The organism is Pseudoalteromonas sp. H71, assembly GCF_001468485.1.
In the GTDB taxonomy this organism is placed as follows: Bacteria; Pseudomonadota; Gammaproteobacteria; order Enterobacterales; family Alteromonadaceae; genus Pseudoalteromonas.
This window is the reverse complement of sequence record NZ_LODI01000047.1, coordinates 123,603-142,367: the sequence shown is the minus strand read 5'-3', so window position 1 is coordinate 142,367 and position 18,765 is coordinate 123,603. Positions and strand designations below refer to the sequence as shown.

The following is an 18,765-nucleotide window of genomic DNA, read 5'->3' as shown; positions in this document are numbered from 1 at the left end:
GTTGACTTAGTAGTCTCTTTGATACCAACGATTTCAACTTCGTCATTCACGTTGATGATACCCGCTTCAACACGACCAGTTACAACAGTACCACGACCTTGGATTGAGAAAACGTCTTCGATAGGCATGATGAATGGCTTATCGATGTCACGCTCTGGCTCTGGAATGTAAGAATCTAGTGCTTCTGCAAGCTCTACAATCTTGTCTTCCCATTGCTTCTCGCCTTCAAGTGCTTTAAGTGCAGAACCTTGAATTAGTGGTAAGTCGTCACCTGGGAAATCGTACTCAGAAAGAAGTTCACGAACTTCCATTTCTACTAGCTCAAGTAGCTCTTCGTCATCAACCATGTCACATTTGTTCATGAATACGATGATGTAAGGTACGCCAACCTGACGAGAAAGTAGGATGTGCTCACGNGTTTGTGGCATNGGGCCNTCAGTNGCAGCTACTACTAAGATAGCGCCGTCCATTTGTGCAGCACCNGTGATCATGTTTTTAACATAATCGGCGTGACCAGGACAATCTACGTGTGCGTAGTGACGAGTTGGTGTGTCGTACTCAACGTGTGAAGTTGAGATAGTGATACCACGCTCGCGCTCTTCTGGAGCGTTATCGATTGATGCGAAATCTTTAGCAACACCGCCGTATACTTTTGCAAGTACGTTAGTGATTGCTGCAGTTAGTGTAGTTTTACCGTGGTCAACGTGGCCGATTGTACCAACGTTTACGTGCGGTTTTACGCGTTCAAACTTTTCTTTTGCCATCTTAAAAAATTCCTAATTAAGAAATTAAAGCCTGACTCACTATTGAGCCAGACAAGCTAAAATCATATTACAGCGCGAGCTGAAATTATTGTATCTGCAACCTGCTTAGAGGCTTCAGCGTACTTCAAAAACTCCATAGAGTAAGAAGCACGACCTTGAGTTGCAGATCGTAAAGCAGTCGCATAACCGAACATTTCAGACAGTGGAACCTGTGCATTTATTTGCTTAAGTCCACCAAGTGCATCTTCCATGCCCTCGATCATGCCGCGACGACGGTTTAAGTCGCCAACTACATCACCCATGTTTGAGTCAGGAGTGATTACCTCAACCTTCATTAGTGGTTCTAAAAGAACCGGATTTGCTTTAAGCGCACCGTCTCTCATAGCTAATGAACCTGCAATTTTAAATGCCATTTCATTCGAATCTACATCATGGAATGAACCATCATATAAAGTCGCTTTAACGCCAAGTAAAGGATAGCCTGCCAGTACACCTTGAGACATTTGCTCTTGGATACCTTTGTCTACCGCTGGGATGTATTCCTTAGGAACTGATCCACCTACGGTTTCGTTAACGAATTCGTAAATTGGAGAATCATCATCCGAAATATCCATCGGTTCAAGCTTCAACCAAACGTGACCATATTGACCACGACCACCTGATTGACGAATGAACTTTCCTTCAACTTCAACAGTTGAACGAATAGCTTCACGGTATGAAACCTGCGGCTTACCAACGTTACATTCAACACTGAATTCACGTTTCATACGGTCGACGATAATATCTAGGTGAAGTTCACCCATACCAGAAATAATTGTCTGGCCTGATTCTTCGTCGGTTTGTACGCGGAAAGACGGATCTTCAGCCGCTAGTTTACCTAGCGCGATACCCATCTTATCCTGGTCAGCGATTGTGCGAGGCTCAACCGCAACAGAGATAACTGGTTCTGGGAATTCCATACGCTCAAGCGTAATAATTGAATTCGGAGCACACAGCGTCTCACCTGTTGTAACGTCTTTAAGACCAATAGCCGCCGCGATGTCGCCTGCGTAGACTTCTTTGATCTCTTCACGAGAGTTTGAATGCATCTGTACGATACGGCCAAGTCGCTCACGCTTACTTTTAACTGGGTTGTATACCGCGTCACCCTGTTTAACAGTACCAGAGTAAACGCGGAAAAAGGTTAAAGTACCAACAAACGGGTCTGTTGCAATTTTAAATGCAAGTGCAGCAAACGGCGCTTTATCATCAGCTGGACGTTCCTCTTCGGTACCATCTTCTAAGATACCTTGGATTTGTTTAACTTGTTCTGGTGAAGGCATGTATTCAACAACGCCGTCAAGCACAGCTTGAACACCTTTGTTTTTAAATGCGCTTCCACAAGTTACTGGAACAATCTCATTGGCTAATGTGCGTTGGCGTAAAGCATTTTTAATTTCTGCTTCACTTAACTCTTCACCTTCTAAGTATTTGTCCATTAGTTCTTCTGAGGCTTCAGCAGCGCTTTCAACTAAATGAGAGCGCCATTCTTCAGCTGACTCAAGAAGATCTGCCGGTATTGCCTCATATGTGAAAGTCATACCCTGGTCCGCTTCGTTCCAGTTAATCACTTTCATTTTTATAAGGTCAATAACACCTTTAAAGTCGTCCTCAGCGCCTACTGGCAACTGAATTGGAACAGGCGTTGCTCCAAGACGAGATTTCACCTGGCTAACAACAGCTAAAAAGTCAGCGCCCGTGCGATCCATTTTATTTACGAAGATCATTCTCGGAACTTCGTATTTGTTCGCTTGACGCCAAACTGTTTCAGTTTGCGGCTGTACACCAGAAGAAGCACAAAGCACAACTACCGCACCATCAAGTACACGTAAAGAACGCTCTACTTCGATAGTGAAATCTACGTGTCCTGGAGTATCAATAATATTGATACGATGGGCGTCAAATTGAGCGTCCATCCCTTTCCAAAAACACGTTGTTGCAGCAGAAGTGATTGTGATACCACGCTCTTGTTCCTGCTCCATCCAGTCCATAGTTGCAGCGCCATCATGTACTTCACCGATCTTATGAGAAAGACCTGTGTAGAACAGAACACGTTCTGTTGTGGTGGTTTTGCCTGCATCTACGTGAGCTACTATGCCGATATTACGGTAGCGCTCAAGTGGAGTTGTACGTGCCATATGATCCTCTTAAAGGTTAAGGACAGATTACCAACGGTAATGAGCGAATGCTTTATTCGCTTCAGCCATACGGTGAACGTCTTCACGTTTCTTAACCGCAGTGCCTTTATTATCAGCAGCGTCAACGATTTCTTGAGCTAAACGTAAGCCCATAGATTTTTCGCCACGCTTACGTGCAGCGTCTACTAACCAACGCATACCTAATGCGTTGCGACGAACTGGACGTACTTCAACTGGTACTTGATAAGTTGAACCACCAACACGGCGAGATTTAACCTCAACCTGTGGACGGATGTTATCAAGTGCAGATTCAAAGATTTCTAGGTGCGACTTGCCTGATTTCTCAGCAGCCACGTCTAGCGCACCATAAACAATTTTTTCAGCAGTAGATTTCTTGCCGTCTAACATTACGATGTTAACGAATTTAGCAAGAAGTTCCGATCTGGAAGAATTTTACGTTGACCTATTACGCGTCTTCTAGGCATTTTGTATCTCCGGTTTATTCAGGTTTGCTCTTTCGAGTCAATCACCCAAAACAATAATTAATGATATTTAGTGCTTGGCCTTACTAACGGAATACAATTACCCTTTAGGGCGTTTTGCACCGTATTTAGAACGAGCTTGACGACGGTCGCTAACGCCTGCACAGTCAAGTGCACCACGTACAGTGTGAAAACGCACACCTGGTAAATCTTTAACACGACCACCACGGATTAGGATTACACTGTGCTCTTGAAGGTTATGACCTTCACCACCGATGTAAGATGTTACTTCGAAACCGTTAGTTAAACGTACACGAGCTACTTTACGTAACGCTGAGTTTGGTTTCTTAGGTGTAGTTGTATATACACGAGTACATACACCGCGCTTTTGCGGACACGCTTTTAGTGCAGCTGAGTTACTTTTCGTAACCTTGCTACGGCGTGGCTTACGCACTAGCTGGTTAATAGTTGCCATTTAAATAGCTCCTGAAATTAAAATTACTACTGAAAAAAATAAAAAAATCCGCCCTTTATTACTTGCCTGCAATTAGCACACAAGTAAATGGGTGGCGGAATTTTAATGAGCAAAGTTTAACCTGTCAACCTAAACTAATCGTAAGACAGCACTTAACTGCCTTACGATCTCTTAATGCATTGATTAAGAACAGTTTATTGATTTCCAGACAAATCAGCATTTAGTGCATCAGTTAGTGCTTGAGTTGCCTCTTCAGCGCTTACTGTTTGCTCTTCTACTACTTCTTTGCTTTGTTTACGGCGAGCCATACGATCTTGATGATACGCAAAACCGGTACCGGCTGGGATCAAACGACCCACAATTACGTTTTCTTTCAGACCGCGAAGCTCATCGCTCTTACCATTCACTGCTGCATCTGTAAGAACACGTGTTGTTTCTTGGAAAGACGCTGCAGAGATGAAAGATTCTGTCGCTAGTGATGCTTTCGTGATACCCATAAGTTGTATTTCAAACTTCGCTGGGATTTTACCTTGTTTTTCAAGGTCACGATTAGCGATATTAACGCGAGCTACTTCAATTTGCTCACCCGCTAAGAACTCAGTATCACCACCGTGTATAATTGTACATTTACGAATCATCTGACGGATAATTGTTTCAATGTGCTTGTCATTGATCTTAACGCCTTGCAAACGGTAAACCTCTTGCACTTCGTTAACGATGTAGTTAGCAACATGAGTCACACCACGTAAGCGTAAGATGTCATGTGGTGATTCAGGACCATCGGCGATTACTTCACCTTTAGACACTTGCTCACCTTCAAACACGTTAAGTTGACGCCACTTAGGAATCATTTCTTCGTAATGATCGCCTTCTGGTGGAGTAATAACTAAACGCTTCTTACCTTTAGTTTCTTTACCGAAGCTAATAGTACCTGTGATCTCAGCTAAGATAGCTGGCTCTTTAGGTTTACGCGCTTCAAATAAGTCGGCTACGCGTGGTAGACCACCCGTGATATCACGAGTTTTCGAACCTTCTTGTGGAATACGTGCTAACACGTCACCAGGGTTTGCAGTCGCACCATCTGTCACTTCAATAGTAGTGAATGAAGGTAAACGTGTTTCTTGCAGACCGCGCTCTTCACTTTCGATGATAAGCTTAGGTTCTTTAGCATTGGCTTTAGCAAGGTCTTTAACAACAATACGAGTTAAACCGGTTAGTTCATCGGTTTGTGTCTCTGTATTTGAGTCATCGATATCGCTGAACGATACTTTCGATTGTGCTCAAGAACGATTGGGTGACTATGCGGGTCCCAAGTAGCAACAATGTCGTTACCTTGAACTTCAGCATTGTCTTGCACTGTTAATACCGCACCGTAAGGTACTTTATAACGCTCTTTCTCACGGCCATGACTATCGATGATAGTGATTTCCGTTGAACGAGAAGTAATAACAATCTTACCGTCTGTGTTTAACACATACTTAGCATTGTGAAGTTTTAATGTACCGTTAGTTTTAACTTGTACATTATTTTCAGCTGACGCTCTTGATGCTGCACCACCGATGTGGAAGGTACGCATCGTAAGCTGTGTACCCGGCTCACCGATTGACTGCGCCGCGATAACACCTACAGATTCACCCGCGTTGATGATATGACCACGTGCAAGGTCACGACCATAACACTTAGCACATACACCAAAGTCGTTATCACATGTAATAACTGAGCGTACGCGAACTTCATCTACTGAGTGCTCTTCTAAAAGGTCACACAGTTTTTCGTCAAGCATGATATTACGTTCTACAAGAACTGTGTTAGTACCTGGAATAACGATATCTTCAGCAACAACACGGCCAAGAACACGTTCACGAAGTGCTTCTACAACATCACCACCTTCAATAAGCGGTTTCATTGTTAAGCCATCTTCTGTGCCACAGTCGTCTTCGTTGATTACCAAATCTTGTGCAACGTCTACTAGACGACGCGTTAGGTAACCCGAGTTCGCTGTTTTCAGTGCTGTATCGGCTAGACCTTTACGCGCACCGTGAGTTGAGATGAAGTACTGAAGTACGTTTAGACCTTCACGGAAGTTAGCCGTGATTGGTGTCTCGATGATTGAACCATCTGGACGTGCCATTAGACCACGCATACCTGCTAGCTGACGGATCTGAGCGGCACTACCACGAGCACCTGAGTCTGCCATCATAAACACTGAGTTAAATGACGGTTGCTCTACTTCTTCACCTTTCGCGTTGGTAACTGTGTCTTTCGACAAGTTAGCCATCATCTCACGTGATAAGTTTTCATTTACACGTGACCAGATATCGATAACTTTGTTGTACTTCTCACCAGCCGTTACAAGACCTGATTGGAATTGTTGGTTGATTTCAGTTACTTCAGCTTCTGCTGATTCAATGATCTGCGCTTTAACCGGTGGGATAACTAAGTCATCGATACCGATAGAAACACCAGACTTCATTGCGTAATGGAAACCGGTGTACATAACTTGGTCAGCAAACACAACGGTGTCTTTAAGGCCTAAGCGACGGTAACATTCATTCAACAAGCTAGAAATCTGCTTTTTACCTAGTGGCTGGTTGATTGACTCAAACGGCATACCAGTTGGTAAAATTAGAGACAGAATTGCACGACCTACGGTTGTTTCGATGACCGTTGTAGTATCTTCTACTACACCGTGTTCGTTAGCAACTGACTGGCTAATACGTACTTTCACAATAGCGTGAAGGTCTGCATTACCACTGCGGTATGCCTTTTCTGCTTCTTTAGGATCTTTAAATATTGCGCCTTCGCCTTTTGCGTTGATGCAATCACGGGTCATGTAGTAAAGACCCAATACAACATCCTGTGAAGGAACGATGATTGGCTCACCATTCGCAGGAGATAGAATGTTGTTTGTAGACATCATCAATGCACGTGCTTCAAGCTGTGCTTCGATTGTTAACGGTACGTGTACCGCCATTTGGTCACCATCGAAATCGGCGTTGTACGCCGCACATACTAATGGATGCAAATGAATCGCTTTACCTTCAATAAGCACAGGCTCAAACGCTTGGATACCCAAACGGTGAAGTGTTGGTGCACGGTTAAGTAATACTGGATGTTCACGAATTACTTCGTCTAATACATCCCATACTTCCGCAACTTCACGCTCTACCATTTTCTTAGCAGCTTTAATTGTCGTAGCCATGCCGCGACGCTCTAATTTGCCATAGATAAACGGTTTGAATAACTCAAGTGCCATCTTCTTAGGAAGACCACATTGGTGAAGCTTAAGCGTAGGACCTACTGTGATTACAGAACGGCCAGAGTAATCTACACGCTTACCAAGTAAGTTCTGACGGAAACGACCTTGCTTCCCCTTGATCATATCAGCAAGAGATTTAAGCGGACGCTTGTTAGAACCTGTAATTGCACGACCACGACGACCGTTATCAAGTAGCGCATCTACCGCTTCTTGTAACATACGTTTTTCGTTGCGTACGATAATATCTGGTGCAGCTAAATCTAATAGACGCTTAAGACGGTTATTACGGTTAATAACACGACGGTAAAGGTCATTTAGATCAGATGTTGCAAAACGACCACCGTCTAGTGGTACTAATGGGCGTAGATCAGGTGGCAATACTGGAAGTACTGTCATGATCATCCACTCAGGGTTATTACCTGATTGGTGGAACGATTCCATTAACTTAAGACGTTTAGTGATTTTTTTACGCTTAGTTTCAGAGTTAATTGTTGGTAACTCTTCACGCATCTCAGCAATTAATTGGCCAAGATCAAGTTCACGAAGCAAGTCTAAAACTGCTTCAGCACCCATCTTCGCTTCAAACTCATCACCGTGCTCTTCTAATGCATCTAGGTATTCTTCTTCACCTAGTAACTGACCACGCTCAAGCGTTGTCATACCTGGCTCAGTTACTACGAATGATTCGAAGTAAAGAACACGTTCAATATCACGAAGCGTCATATCTAGCATTAAGCCGATACGTGACGGTAATGATTTTAAAAACCATATATGTGCTACTGGGCTCGCAAGGTCAATATGACCCATACGATCACGACGCACTTTGGTCAGTGTAACTTCAACGCCACACTTCTCACAGATCACACCACGGTGTTTAAGGCGTTTATATTTACCACATAAACACTCATAATCTTTCACTGGGCCGAAAATACGGGCACAGAATAAGCCATCGCGCTCAGGCTTGAAAGTACGGTAGTTAATAGTCTCAGGTTTCTTTACTTCACCGTATGACCATGAACGAACCATGTCTGGTGAAGCAAGACCAATGCGAATTGCATCGAATTCTTCGGTCTTATTTTGTTGCTTCAGAAACTTAAGTAAGTCTTTCACCTTAGCTCTCCTGTCGGAGTTAATCTTGAGGACGGGTAATCTCGTCCCTACATTCTATTCAGCCGTAACAGATGCTGCAGCGTTAACTGCAGCATCTAATTGGCTTAATTTTCTTCCAACTCGATGTTGATACCCAGTGAGCGGATTTCTTTCAACAATACGTTGAACGATTCTGGCATACCTGGTTCCATCTTGTGGTTACCATCAACGATGTTTTTATACATCTTAGTACGACCATTCACGTCATCCGACTTCACTGTTAGCATTTCTTGTAGAGTGTAAGCAGCACCGTAAGCTTCAAGCGCCCATACTTCCATCTCACCAAAACGCTGGCCACCGAACTGTGCTTTACCACCCAGCGGCTGCTGAGTAACAAGGCTGTAAGAACCAGTAGAACGCGCGTGCATCTTATCATCAACCAAGTGGTTAAGTTTAAGCATGTACATGTAACCAACGGTTACTTGACGTTCAAACTGATCGCCAGTACGGCCATCATAAAGTGTAACCTGACCACTTCTAGGGTATCCACCAAGCTCTAGCATGTCTTTGATTTCGCTTTCTTTAGCGCCATCAAATGCAGGAGTAGCGATTGGTAAACCACCTTTTAAGTTTTCAGCTAGGCGACGAATTTCGTCATCAGAGAAACTTGCAATGTCTACAACTTGGCGAGATTCACCAATTTCGTAAGCTTGCTTGATGAATTCACGTAGCTCATGAAGCTCACGTTGCTCTTTCATCATTTCTTCTAAACGCTCACCGATACCACGTGCAGCAAGACCCATATGTGTTTCAAGGATCTGACCGATGTTCATACGCGATGGTACACCTAGTGGATTTAGTACGATATCTACCGTACGACCTTTGTCATCGTATGGCATATCTTCTACTGGTACGATAGTCGAGATAACACCTTTGTTACCATGACGACCCGCCATCTTATCACCCGGTTGGATACGACGTTTAACAGCTAGGTATACTTTAACAATTTTAAGTACGCCTGGTGCTAAGTCATCACCTTGAGTAATTTTACGACGTTTGTTTTCAAACTTCTTATCGTATTCAGCTTTAAGTTCATCGTACTGTGCAGCTAGTTGCTCAAGTTCAGCTTGCTTATCTTCTTCAGCAAGGCTTTGAGTTAATAGTTTTTCAGCATTTAATGACACTAAGTTGTTTTCATCAAAGCCAGCAGCTACAAGTAGCTTGCGAGCGCGTTCTAAAACGCCAGCTTCAAGAATACGGAACTCTTCGTTGAAGTCTTTCTTCGCTTCGCGAAGCTGCATGTCTTCAACTTCTAACGCACGCTTATCTTTTTCAACACCATCACGGGTGAAAACTTGCACGTCAATTACAGTACCAGTTACAGAGTTTGGTACACGTAAAGAGCTGTCTTTAACGTCAGATGCTTTTTCGCCGAAGATAGCACGCAGTAGCTTCTCTTCAGGTGTAAGCTGTGTTTCGCCTTTCGGAGTCACTTTACCTACTAGGATATCGCCGCCTTTAACTTCAGCACCAATATAAACAACGCCTGATTCATCAAGCTTGCCTAGTGCAGATTCACCCACATTCGGGATATCTGCAGTGATCTCTTCTGGACCTAATTTAGTATCACGGGCAACACACTGTAGTTCTTGAATGTGGATAGTCGTAAGACGATCTTCTTCAACTACGCGCTCTGATAGTAAGATTGAATCCTCGAAGTTGTAACCGTTCCATGGCATAAATGCCACGCGAAGGTTTTGACCAAGGGCTAAGTCACCTAAGTCAGTCGAAGGACCATCTGCTAACACGTCACCACGAGTAACCGGTTCACCAACCATACACGTTGGTTTTTGGTTAATACATGTATTTTGGTTAGAACGTGTGTATTTGGTTAAGTTGTAGATGTCGATGCCCGCTTCACCAGGGATGCGTTCTTCTTCATGTACGTTTACAACGATGCGACTTGCGTCGGCATACATTACTTCACCACCACGTTTTGCAACAATCGTTACACCAGAGTCTTTCGCTAGTGTTAACTCAATACCTGTACCTACTAACGGTTTATCCGCTTTCAATGTTGGTACTGCTTGACGTTGCATGTTTGAACCCATCAATGCGCGGTTAGCATCATCGTGTTCTAGGAACGGGATAAGTGCTGCTGCTACAGAGATCACCTGTTGTGGTGATACATCCATATATTGCTGGTCCATGCGACCCATAAAGGTTGATTCACCTTTGTGACGACATGGAATAAGTTCATCTACAAACTCATTGGTTTCAGTTAAGTTTGAGTTCGCCTGTGCGATAACAAACTGACCTTCTTCAATGGCTGATAAGTAATCAACTTCATCAGTTACTACACCGTCTACCACTTTGCGGTAAGGTGTTTCTAAGAAACCATAGTCATTTGTACGTGCGTACGTAGACAATGAGTTAATTAGACCAATGTTTGGACCCTCTGGCGTCTCGATTGGACATACGCGACCGTAGTGAGTTACGTGAACGTCACGTACTTCAAAGCCAGCGCGTTCACGAGTTAGACCGCCCGGACCTAATGCAGAAATACGACGCTTATGCGTAACTTCTGATAGCGGGTTATTTTGGTCCATAAACTGTGATAACTGAGACGAGCCGAAGAACTCTTTAACCGCTGCCGAAATAGGCTTAGCGTTAATAAGATCTTGTGGCATTATTGCGTCAAGGTCACCTAAGCTTAAACGCTCACGTACAGCACGTTCTACACGTACTAGACCAACACGGAATTGGTTCTCAGCCATTTCGCCAACACTACGTATACGACGGTTGCCTAAGTGGTCGATATCATCAACATCGCCTTGACCGTTACGAATAGCAATTAATACCTTCATAACAGACACGATGTCTTCTTTGCTTAATGTGCCTGGGCCTGTGTCAGAATCGTAACCAACACGGCTATTAAACTTCATACGACCAACAGTTGAAAGGTCGTAACGTTCTTCAGAGAAGAACAAGTTTTGGAATAAGGCTTCAGCCGCGTCTTTCGTCGGTGGCTCGCCTGGGCGCATCATGCGATAAATTTCTACTAGTGCTTCTAAACGGTTGCTTGAAGAGTCAATGTTCAATGTATTTGACATGTAAGCACCGCTGTCCACTTCATTGATATACAATGTATCAATGGTAGTGTGACCGGCTTTAACTAATTCAGCCATAAGCTCAAGAGTTAATTCATCATTCGCATTTGCAATAACTTCACCCGTTGATTCATCAACGTAGTTTTTAGAAATAATACGGCCAATGATGTACTCGTGAGGTACTTCTAACTGAGTAATGCCTTTTTTCTCGATACTCTTGATGTGACGAGCCGTAACACGACGCCCACTTTCAACAAGTACTTCACCGTCTTCGCCTTTGATATCAAAAGCGGCAGTTTCACCACGTAAACGCGAAGGTACAAGTTCCATAAGAACTTTACCGTCAGCTACTTCAAACGCAGTTGTATCGAAGAAGATATCTAGGATTTCTTCACTAGAGTACTCAAGTGCACGTAATATGATAGACGCCGGTAATTTACGACGACGGTCAATACGTACATATAAGTTATCTTTTGCATCAAATTCGAAGTCTAACCATGAACCACGGTAAGGAATAACGCGTGCGTTATATAATACTTTACCTGATGAATGAGTTTTACCGCGGTCGTTATCAAAGAATACACCAGGGCTACGGTGTAGCTGAGAAACGATAACACGCTCTGTACCATTGATTACAAAGGTACCGGTATCGGTCATGAGCGGAATTTCGCCCATGTAAACTTCTTGCTCTTTAATGTCTTTAACTGTGCCTGGAGCTTCTTTGTCCATAACAACAAGACGCAGTTTCACGCGAAGTGGAGCAGAATAAGTCACACCGCGAATTTGACATTCTTTTACATCGAAAACTGGCTCACCAATACGGTAACTTACGTATTGAAGCTCAGAATTTCCCGAGTAGCTTTTTATAGGGAACACAGAACGGAAGGCAGCTTCCAAACCATGATCGCCATCAGCGTCCGGCACTAAGAATTTTTTAAACGATTCTAACTGTGTAGACAGTAAAAAAGGTATATCCAAAACTTGTGGACGTTTACCAAAATCCTTACGGATACGTTTCTTTTCAGAATAAGAGTAAGCCATGGGGTTCCTCAGCTTGCTGATCTTTGACCCGACCTGTTCTTGTAAGAACAGACTTAACTGGCAGCTATGCCAAGATTTACAACATTTTATTGTTGTTCTAATTAAATCCCTTCTCAACACTAGCAAACTATAAAGCGTTGAAAGTAAAGAAATAATTAGATTTTATTTGCGCTATAAGAGTGCATCACTCCATAGCGCAAAAAGGCCGGTGATTAAATAATCACCAGCCCTTGCCTGATTTCTCAGGCAGCGAACTTAGCGTAAGCTAAATTACTTAACCTCAACTTCAGCACCAGCTTCAGTAAGGTCTTTTGCAAGTGCTTCAGCTTCTTCTTTAGATACACCTTCTTTAACAGGTGTAGGAGCAGCTTCAACAAGTGCTTTAGCTTCTTTAAGGCCAAGGCCTGTAGCGCTACGAACAGCTTTGATTGCAGCAACCTTGTTAGCGCCAGCGCCAGTAAGGATTACGTCAAATTCTGTTTTCTCTTCAGCAGCTTCAGCAGCAGGACCTGCTACCATAGCAGCTGCAGCAGTTACGCCGAATTTTTCTTCCATTGCTTCAACAAGAGCAACAACGTCCATTACTGACATTTCAGCAATTGCGTCAAGGATTTGGTCTTTAGATACAGACATTACAAATTTCCTAATAATTAACGGACTCTAGGTCCAAATAAATTTTACACCGAAAGGATTAAACAACTTAAAATTAAGCAGCTTGCTCTTCTTTCTGTACACGTACTGCTTCAATTGTTTTACACAATTTGCCAGCAGACGCTTCTTTCATAGCACTCATTAAGCGTGCAACAGCTTCGTCGTATGTAGGTAGAGTTGCAAGCATAGCTGCATCTACTACGTTACCTTCAAAAGCGGCCGTTTTAAGCTCAAATTTCTCATTCTTTTTCGCGAAATCTGAAAAGATACGCGCAGCAGCACCAGGGTGCTCTGATGAGAAAGCGATTAAGCTTGGACCAACAAATGAATCAGAAAGACACTCAAAATCTGTTCCTTCAAGAGCACGTTTTGCTAAAGTGTTACGAACAACTTTCATCCATACACCAGCTTCACGAGCTTCTTTACGAAGGGCAGTGATTGCGCCAACTGTTACACCACGAGAATCTGCAACAACTGCAGATAGAGCACCATTGGCTGCTTCGTTGACTTCAGCAACTATTGCTTTTTTGCCTTGAAGATTTAAAGCCATGGGTGTTACTCCTGGTTTAATGGGGTTACCGACAATCGGTTTCCCCTGTTCTACTCTTCCCTACCAAACAAAGGTAGAGATGCTTTTTACGGCGAGAGCCAGAAGGATTAGGAAAAATCTATCTGGGGTCTACACCGTCTACGTAGGTAAAATTAAGGCCTAAGCCGCCTACGGTCTTGGACGGAAGCCCAATTTATCGCTTTGCCAAAGGCGCACCGAAATTATGGACTTCAACCCGAATTCTTTACTTTGCTAATTAATAAATTAATCAACAAAATGGCGCGAAATTATAGTACAAATTTCGTGCCATGTAAACACTAAATTAAGCAACTACTGTGTTTAAAGTAGCTTGGTCAACAGAAACACCTGCGCCCATTGTTGTAGAGATAGTTACTTTTTTCAAGTAAACACCTTTAGCTTGAGAAGGTTTAGCCTTCTTAAGTGCAACAATTAGAGCTTCAAGGTTTTGTTGAAGTTGCTCAGCTGTGAAATCAACCTTACCAATAGTAGTGTGGATGATACCATTTTTGTCATTGCGGTAACGCACTTGACCAGCTTTCGCATTTTTAACTGCTTCTGCAACGTTAGGTGTTACAGTACCAGTTTTAGGGTTTGGCATTAGACCACGTGGACCTAAAATTTGACCTAGTTGACCAACAACACGCATAGCGTCTGGAGATGCAACAACAACGTCAAAATCCATCTCGCCTTTTTTAACTAGCTCAGCAAGATCTTCCATACCAACTAATTCAGCACCGGCTTCTTTCGCAGCTTCTGCGTTAGCGCCTTGTGTGAATACTGCAACGCGAACGTCACGACCAGTACCGTTAGGTAGTACAGTTGCACCACGAACGTTTTGATCAGATTTACGAGCATCGATACCAAGGTTAACAGCAACGTCAACACTTTCTACGAATTTAGCTGTTGCTAACTCTTTTAAAAGAGCAACTGCTTCATTGATTTCGTAATCTTTAGTTACTTCCACTTTTTCGCGGATAGTACGCATACGTTTAGTTAATTTAGCCATTTCTTAGTCCTCTACGTTCAAGCCCATCGCACGCGCAGAACCTGCGATAGTGCGAACCGCTGCGTCCATATCGGCAGCTGTAAGGTCAGTTCGTTTTGTCTCAACAATCTCTTCAAGTTGAGCACGAGTTACTGTGCCTACTTTATCAGTGTTAGGACGGCCTGAGCCTGACTTGATACCAGCAGCTTTCTTAAGTAAGTAAGCAGCAGGTGGCGTTTTCATGTCGAACGTAAATGAACGGTCACCGTAAACAGAGATCACTACAGGAACTGGAGCGCCTTTTTCGATAGATTCTGTACGTGCGTTGAACGCTTTACAGAATTCCATGATGTTTACACCGTGTTGACCTAGTGCAGGACCTACTGGAGGACTAGGGTTAGCCATACCAGCGGCAACTTGTAGCTTGATTAGAGCTTCAACTTTTTTAGCCATTATAAATACCTCATTTGGTGGGTCTTAGCCTTGTGCGCGCGAGGACGCGTACTCTAACGGCTTCCCAGTTTAAAAATTGGTTTCGTACTTTTTGTATAGTAAAAATAAATTTTTACCTTAATACAAAAAGGCCGCTGATTATAAGTTAATCAGCGGCCTTTTTCAAGCTTCGTGCCAAAATTTATAAAAACTCTAGCGAAGCTTTTTTAATCAATTACTTATCTTGTTCAACTTGACCAAACTCAAGTTCAACTGGCGTAGAACGACCAAAAATAAGTACAGATACTTTTACGCGGCTTTTTTCGTAGTCAACTTCTTCAACCACACCACTAAAGTCGGCAAATGGGCCATCAGTAACACGAACAACTTCACCTGGTTCAAATAATGTAGCAGGTTTAGGTGCTTCAGCATTTTCTTGTAAACGGTTAAGAATACGGTCAGCTTCTTTAGAGCTAATTGGCGCTGGACGGTCAGATGTACCACCAATGAAGCCCATTACACGCTCTGTGCTGTTCACTAAGTGCCAGCTAGCGTCATTCATATCCATTTGTACTAATACGTAACCTGGGAAGAATTTACGCTCAGATTTACGCTTTTGGCCAGCGCGCATCTCAACAACTTCTTCAGTTGGTACTAATATTTCACCAAAGCTCTCTTCAAGACCTTCAATTTTAATGTGTTCAGTTAACGTTTGAGCTACACGCTTTTCATAACCAGAAAATGCTTGTACTACGTACCAACGTAATTTAATTTCTTTGTTCTCATCCGACATGGGATCAGATCTCCAATCCAGTTAAAAAGCCAACAGCGCGGAATAAAATGCCATCTAATCCCCAAAGGATAAGTGCCATAATCACGGTTGCAACCATTACAATTAATGTCGTGTGGGTAGTTTCTTGACGCGTTGGCCAAATAACTTTGCGTACTTCAATACGAGCTTCTTTAGCAAAAGCAAGGAAGGTACGTCCCTTAAAAGTTTGTGAGGCAATGGCTAATCCGGCCGCTATTGCAACCACAACGCCGATAGCACGTAGTAATACAGACTGATCTGCATACACATGGTTACCAACAACTGCGCCTGCAAGTAGCGCGATTGCTACTAACCACTTTACTGACTCCATCCCACTTGATGGTGTTTCTACATTCGTGCTCATAATATTATTACCTTAACTACAGACACAACAACCCTACGCGTCGGCAGGGTTAATCCATTAAAATCTAAACTTAAAAACAGACTTATTTAAACCGATTTTTAACCCCAGACTTACTCATATTAGTGAGTAAAGTGGCAGGGGCGGAGAGATTCGAACTCCCAACCGTCGGTTTTGGAGACCGCTGTTCTACCAATTGGAACTACGCCCCTGCAAAGTGGATGCCTATTATACTTACGCAAATCATTTACACAAGCCTAAAAGATACACGCAATGCAAAATCTCGATAAACAATTAAGTCCTTAATAATAAAAAGGCTTAATTAGCCCCTTTAACGAGTGGCACGCCATTATTACCCACAGGAATATAAACCGTTGTATGGTTTGGCGACTCTGCCATTTTTATTTGCGCATTTATGGCTTCATGTTGTAAATAATTAGCCGTAAGCGTAGCGTTAATAATTTTTTGTGCCTGCGCAATCCCCTTCGCTTCTTCGACGCGTATTTCTGCATCTTTTCGCGCAATTTCTTTTTGTGTTTCTTTTTCGGCGAGCAATTGTTGCGCAGCAAGCTTTTTCTCAACCGCATTAGCAACAATGTCAGGATAGTTAATATTACCTACAACCACATTGGCAAGCTTAAAGGGGGTGGTTGATAAATAATTTTGCAAACGCAGTGTGACCTCTTGTGCTATTTTTTCGCGGTTTGTTTTAAGTTCACCACTGTCGTACTTTTGCACGGTATCTCTTACGTAAGTTCTAAACGTTTCACGCACAAAACGTTTGTACCAATTTTCTGCACCATATTGTTCAACAACGGTTTGCACTGAGCCACTTTGAATGGCAATAACAGCGTGAAAATCAAATTTAATGTTCAAATCATCATTAGCTAATATTCTAAATGTTTCGGTGTACGTATTAGGCCGCATATCTATGTTCACCACTTCATTACGCAACAGTGACATACCATAATTAGCAGGCCCTATCATGGTACCTTGGTAACCACCTTCGCCAAATACCCGTGGTTTTTCGTAAACATAACCTTCTTCGCCTGCGGGAGTACTCGGGTTAGTACACGCGGTTAAACCAAATCCAATTACACCGACAACAAAGGCACCTTTAATTAAATTATTAACCAAACTTTGCATCCCTGAATTTCTTGTTCTCATTATTTATCCTTTATTATTTTTCTAATTTTTTATATACATCGCTTAATAGGCTTGAAGCACCAAACCTAAATGTGCTGGCTTGTAGGTAGTCATCGCTCATTATTGAACGGGCTAGTGCTAAATATTCACTGGCATCAGCCACCGTTTTAACACCACCTGCCGCTTTAAAACCCACTCGCTTGCCTGAATTTTTAATGGTGGTTAACATCACCTTAGTTGACTCAAGCGTCGCATTTATAGCGACTTTGCCGGTACTGGTTTTTACAAAATCAGCACCGCCTTTAATGGCCAGTTCGGTCGCTTGGGCAATCAACGCCTCAGTTTTTAGCTCACCGCTTTCTATAATTACTTTTAGCTGAGCTTTGGTACCGCATGCTTTTTTACTTTCAATTACGTAGTTAAGCGCGGTTTGCGTATCCCCTGCAGTTAATTTTTTATAGGGGATAACAAGGTCGATTTCATCGGCACCGCGTTCAATGGCTATGAGAGTTTCGTTAATTACATCGCTTAATGGGGCATCACCTGTCGGAAAGTTAGTCACCGTTGCGACTTTAACGTGGCTAAGCTCTCGTGCAGCAAGCGCTATTTTTGCATCGTCAACAAAATCGCTATATACACATACTGCCGCCGGTGTGCCTAATGTTGGCCTAATGCTATTGATCAAAGTTTGAATGTCTTTTGTAGTGTCGCAGGTGTTTAAGCTAGTTAAATCCATAAGCTTTGCCGCGAGTAATGCGTCTTGTTGTTTTGTCATACGAACTCCCTTGCCCTACTTGGGTCAAATTAATATGCTTTATATTAACAAATTAAAAAAAACTCGCTATAGCTCATAACCAAACACTCTAAGCTTATTATTTTACTTGTAACTGGTCGCAATCCCTTGTTAACTCAGCCTTAGGCTTAAAACCGCCACCCAATATAACTTTTGGTTATATCAACTTGGTTTTAATTATTTTTTACTTACACATAGCCGCTATATTCTTCGCAACAGATTAGAGCGTTTTTATAAAATTGTTTAGGGGTGTTACAAACGTGCAATATTTACCTATCTTTACCAAACTCGACAACAAACCTGTATTGGTTGTTGGCGGTGGAGAGGTCGCATTACGCAAGTGCCGCGCGTTTTTAAAAGCCCGTGCAGATGTCACCTTGGTGGCACCTTGGTTTTGTGACGAGTTAAAAGAACATGCACAACACAACGAAGTCACCCTAATAGATGCTTACTTTGACGAGTCGCACCTAAACGGAAAAATGCTGGTTATTGCTGCAACCGACCGAGACGAAGTGAACAACACAGTGTTTGAGCTTGCCAATGCACGCAATGTGTTTGTAAACGTGGTTGATGACCAACCTAAATGCACATTTATATTCCCTTCAATTGTTGACCGTA

General features: G+C 42.9%; 13 protein-coding genes, 1 tRNA gene and 3 pseudogenes. 1 reads left to right on the top strand and 16 read right to left on the bottom strand.

What is annotated here, in order from left to right; genetic code table 11:
• The 16 genes and pseudogenes from ATS71_RS19270 to deoC form a co-directional block, all read right to left on the bottom strand.
• Nucleotides 1-416 (bottom strand): annotated as a pseudogene (locus ATS71_RS19270) (GTP-binding protein); the annotation flags it as partial.
• 67 nt (nucleotides 417-483) lie between these two features.
• The coding region (locus ATS71_RS19260; protein ID WP_235591527.1) for a GTP-binding protein at nucleotides 484-764 on the bottom strand (281 nt) is incomplete at its 3' end.
• A gap of 62 nt (nucleotides 765-826) precedes the next feature.
• Nucleotides 827-2,941, bottom strand: a complete 2,115-nt coding sequence (gene fusA / locus ATS71_RS17785) for an elongation factor G (RefSeq protein ID WP_006791258.1) — start codon at nucleotides 2,939-2,941, stop codon at nucleotides 827-829.
• Nucleotides 2,942-2,968: 27 nt separating this feature from the next.
• Nucleotides 2,969-3,426 (bottom strand): annotated as a pseudogene (rpsG, locus tag ATS71_RS17780) (30S ribosomal protein S7).
• A gap of 97 nt (nucleotides 3,427-3,523) precedes the next feature.
• On the bottom strand, nucleotides 3,524-3,898 hold the full coding sequence (rpsL, locus tag ATS71_RS17775; RefSeq protein ID WP_002958885.1) for a 30S ribosomal protein S12: 375 nt from the start codon (nucleotides 3,896-3,898) through the stop codon (nucleotides 3,524-3,526).
• Between the two features lie 194 nt (nucleotides 3,899-4,092).
• Nucleotides 4,093-8,267, bottom strand: a pseudogene (gene rpoC, locus ATS71_RS17770) (DNA-directed RNA polymerase subunit beta').
• 104 nt (nucleotides 8,268-8,371) lie between these two features.
• Nucleotides 8,372-12,397 carry a DNA-directed RNA polymerase subunit beta gene (gene rpoB, locus ATS71_RS17765; RefSeq protein ID WP_058405991.1) on the bottom strand — a complete coding sequence of 1,342 codons (4,026 nt, stop codon included), beginning with the start codon at nucleotides 12,395-12,397 and terminating at the stop codon, nucleotides 8,372-8,374.
• 270 nt (nucleotides 12,398-12,667) lie between these two features.
• The gene (rplL, locus tag ATS71_RS17760) at nucleotides 12,668-13,030 is read right to left on the bottom strand and encodes a 50S ribosomal protein L7/L12 (RefSeq protein WP_006791261.1); all 363 of its coding nucleotides are present in this window, start codon (nucleotides 13,028-13,030) and stop codon (nucleotides 12,668-12,670) included.
• Between the two features lie 73 nt (nucleotides 13,031-13,103).
• Nucleotides 13,104-13,598, bottom strand: coding sequence for a 50S ribosomal protein L10 (gene rplJ, locus ATS71_RS17755; protein WP_054206867.1), 495 nt, complete (start codon nucleotides 13,596-13,598; stop codon nucleotides 13,104-13,106).
• A 322-nt stretch (nucleotides 13,599-13,920) separates the two neighbouring features.
• Entirely contained in the window at nucleotides 13,921-14,625 is a 705-nt protein-coding gene (gene rplA, locus ATS71_RS17750; RefSeq protein WP_006791263.1) for a 50S ribosomal protein L1, read from the bottom strand.
• A gap of 3 nt (nucleotides 14,626-14,628) precedes the next feature.
• Nucleotides 14,629-15,057 carry a 50S ribosomal protein L11 gene (gene rplK, locus ATS71_RS17745; RefSeq protein WP_002958879.1) on the bottom strand — a complete coding sequence of 143 codons (429 nt, stop codon included), beginning with the start codon at nucleotides 15,055-15,057 and terminating at the stop codon, nucleotides 14,629-14,631.
• 214 nt (nucleotides 15,058-15,271) lie between these two features.
• Entirely contained in the window at nucleotides 15,272-15,829 is a 558-nt protein-coding gene (gene nusG / locus ATS71_RS17740; RefSeq protein ID WP_006791264.1) for a transcription termination/antitermination protein NusG, read from the bottom strand.
• A gap of 4 nt (nucleotides 15,830-15,833) precedes the next feature.
• Nucleotides 15,834-16,211: a preprotein translocase subunit SecE gene (secE, locus tag ATS71_RS17735; RefSeq protein ID WP_058405990.1), complete on the bottom strand. Its 378-nt coding sequence runs from the start codon at nucleotides 16,209-16,211 to the stop codon at nucleotides 15,834-15,836.
• Nucleotides 16,212-16,343: 132 nt separating this feature from the next.
• Nucleotides 16,344-16,420: transfer RNA gene (locus ATS71_RS17730), tRNA-Trp, on the bottom strand.
• Between the two features lie 106 nt (nucleotides 16,421-16,526).
• A complete protein-coding gene (locus ATS71_RS17725) occupies nucleotides 16,527-17,375 on the bottom strand; it encodes an SPFH domain-containing protein (RefSeq protein ID WP_058405989.1) in 849 nt (282 codons plus the stop codon).
• Nucleotides 17,376-17,388: 13 nt separating this feature from the next.
• A complete protein-coding gene (deoC, locus tag ATS71_RS17720; protein WP_058405988.1) occupies nucleotides 17,389-18,129 on the bottom strand; it encodes a deoxyribose-phosphate aldolase in 741 nt (246 codons plus the stop codon).
• A 278-nt stretch (nucleotides 18,130-18,407) separates the two neighbouring features.
• Here deoC and ATS71_RS19255 point away from each other — a divergent pair.
• Nucleotides 18,408-18,765: precorrin-2 dehydrogenase/sirohydrochlorin ferrochelatase family protein (locus ATS71_RS19255; protein WP_235591526.1), on the top strand; the 358-nt coding region annotated here is incomplete at its 3' end.

Bases quoted from the DNA above. Each gene is read 5' to 3' on its own strand.
- fusA (WP_006791258.1), bottom strand. From the start codon at position 2,941: ATGGCACGTACAACTCCACTTGAGCGCTACCGTAATATCGGCATAGTA.
- rpsL (WP_002958885.1), bottom strand. From the start codon at position 3,898: ATGGCAACTATTAACCAGCTAGTGCGTAAGCCACGCCGTAGCAAGGTT.
- rpoB (WP_058405991.1), bottom strand. From the start codon at position 12,397: ATGGCTTACTCTTATTCTGAAAAGAAACGTATCCGTAAGGATTTTGGT.
- rplL (WP_006791261.1), bottom strand. From the start codon at position 13,030: ATGTCTGTATCTAAAGACCAAATCCTTGACGCAATTGCTGAAATGTCA.
- rplJ (WP_054206867.1), bottom strand. From the start codon at position 13,598: ATGGCTTTAAATCTTCAAGGCAAAAAAGCAATAGTTGCTGAAGTCAAC.
- rplA (WP_006791263.1), bottom strand. From the start codon at position 14,625: ATGGCTAAATTAACTAAACGTATGCGTACTATCCGCGAAAAAGTGGAA.
- rplK (WP_002958879.1), bottom strand. From the start codon at position 15,057: ATGGCTAAAAAAGTTGAAGCTCTAATCAAGCTACAAGTTGCCGCTGGT.
- nusG (WP_006791264.1), bottom strand. From the start codon at position 15,829: ATGTCGGATGAGAACAAAGAAATTAAATTACGTTGGTACGTAGTACAA.
- secE (WP_058405990.1), bottom strand. From the start codon at position 16,211: ATGAGCACGAATGTAGAAACACCATCAAGTGGGATGGAGTCAGTAAAG.
- ATS71_RS17725 (WP_058405989.1), bottom strand. From the start codon at position 17,375: ATGAGAACAAGAAATTCAGGGATGCAAAGTTTGGTTAATAATTTAATT.
- deoC (WP_058405988.1), bottom strand. From the start codon at position 18,129: ATGACAAAACAACAAGACGCATTACTCGCGGCAAAGCTTATGGATTTA.